Below are 2,018 nucleotides of genomic sequence, written 5' to 3' on the forward strand. Positions count from 1 at the left end.
TTCTCGCAGAACACGCTCGACGCCTATCGCCGCGACCTGAGCCTGTTCGCGCAATGGCTGTCGGCCACGCACGGCGCGAGCGTCGACGCGGTGACCGAGGACATGCTGACCGGCTATATCGCGGCGCGCAGCGACGGCAAGGCGGCGTCGTCGAACCGGCGGCTGTCGGTGTTCCGGCGCTACTACGGCTGGGCCCTGCGCGAGCACCGCGCGAGCGCCGATCCGACGCTGCGGATTCTGTCGGCGAAGCAGCCGGCGCGGTTTCCGTCGACGTTGTCGGAGGCGCAGGTCGAGGCGCTGCTCGGCGCGCCCGACGTGACGACGCCGCTTGGGTTGCGCGACCGCACGATGCTCGAGCTGATGTATGCGAGCGGCTTGCGCGTCAGCGAACTCGTCATGCTGAAGACGGTCGAGGTGGGCCTCAACGAAGGCGTGGTGCGTGTGATGGGCAAGGGCTCGAAGGAGCGGCTCGTGCCGTTCGGCGAGGTGGCGCACGGCTGGATCGAGCGCTACCTGCGCGAATCGCGGCCGGCGCTGCTCGGCGCGCGGGTGGCCGATGCGCTGTTCGTGACCGCGCGCGGCGACGGCATGACGCGCCAGCAATTCTGGAACATCATCAAGCGCCACGCGGCCAGCGCCGACGTGCGCGCGCACCTCTCGCCGCACACGCTGCGCCACGCGTTCGCGACGCATCTGCTTAATCACGGCGCGGACCTGCGCGTCGTGCAACTGCTGCTCGGGCACAGCGACATCTCGACCACGCAGATCTACACGCACGTCGCGCGCGAGCGCCTGCGCACGCTGCACGCAGAGAATCACCCGCGCGGGTGAGTGCGCGGCGGTTGCGGTTCAGCCGCCCGCCGGGTTCAACTGCCCAGATAACCGCGATGGTCGCGCAGCCGGTGCTTGAGCACCTTGCCGGTGGACGCGGCCGGCAGCGCATCGACCGGCACGATGCGCGCGGGCCGCTTGTACGGCGCGAGCCGCGCCTCGCACCAGGCGTCGAGTTCGCCGTCGGCCAGCGCCGCGCCCGGCATCAGTTCGACGAACGCGATCACTTCCTCGTTGCCCGCCACGGGCCGCCCGATCACGGCCGACTGCACGACGGCCGGATGCGCGTTCAGCACGTGCTCGACCTCCGCCGGATAGACGTTGAAGCCCGAGCGGATGATCAGCTCCTTGCTGCGCCCGGCGATGCTCAGCGAGCCGTCGGCCGCGGCGCGCGCGAGATCGCCGGTGCGCAGCCAGCCGTCGGCCGATACGGCCGCACGCGTGGCTTCCGGGTTGCGGTAATAGCCGAGCATCACGTTCGGGCCGCGCACGATCATCTCGCCGACTTCGCCGGCCGGCACCGTCTGCCCGGCGGCGTCGACGAGCCGCACCTCGATGCCGGGAATCGGCGTGCCGACCGAGCAATCGCTGCGCGGCGCATCGAGCGGCGTTTGCGCGACGGTGGGGCTGCTCTCGGTCATGCCGTAGCCGTTGTGCAGCGGCAGCCCGTAGATGCGTTCGACGCGCGCCTTGAGATCGGCGTCGAGCGGCGAGCCGCCCGAATAGACGAAGCGCAGGTGCGGCGCGTGCCACGGGTGGCCGTGCGTGTGCAGATGTTCGAGCAGCTTGGCATGCATGACGGGCACGCCCTGGAAGATCGTGACCTGCTCGCCGGCCAGCGCGCGGCGCACCGCTTCGGGCGCGAAGCGCGGCGCGAGGCGCAGCGTTGCGCCGGCATGCAGGCTGCCGAGGCATACCGAGGCCAGCCCGTAGACATGCGAAACCGGCAGCACCGTGTAGACGACGTCGTGCGGGCCGACGCGCCGCAGCGTGCTCGACACGGCCGCCACGAACAGCAGGTTGCGGTGCGACAGCATCACGCCCTTGGGCGTGCCGGTGGTGCCGGTGGTGTAGATCAGCGCCGCGCATTGGCGCGCGCCGTCGGCCTCCACGGCCTCGGCGCCGGCGGCCGGATCGAGCGCGACGGCCCAGCCGCCGATGTCGGGCGCGATGGCGGCGGCCGGCTC

Annotated in this window: 2 protein-coding genes; one reads left to right on the forward strand and one right to left on the reverse strand. The window is 71.5% G+C overall.

Annotated features, from left to right (window positions below):
• Positions 1-831 (forward strand): site-specific tyrosine recombinase XerD (xerD, locus tag G3N92_RS33285; protein WP_206131752.1); only part of this gene is annotated, 831 nt, incomplete at its 5' end.
• A 35-nt stretch (positions 832-866) separates the two neighbouring features.
• Here the strand turns inward: xerD and G3N92_RS33290 are convergent.
• Positions 867-2,018 (reverse strand): AMP-binding protein (locus G3N92_RS33290; protein ID WP_206131753.1); only part of this gene is annotated, 1,152 nt, incomplete at its 5' end.

The sequence above is a fragment of the Burkholderia sp. Ac-20379 genome (assembly GCF_017104645.1).
In the GTDB taxonomy this organism is placed as follows: Bacteria; Pseudomonadota; Gammaproteobacteria; order Burkholderiales; family Burkholderiaceae; genus Burkholderia.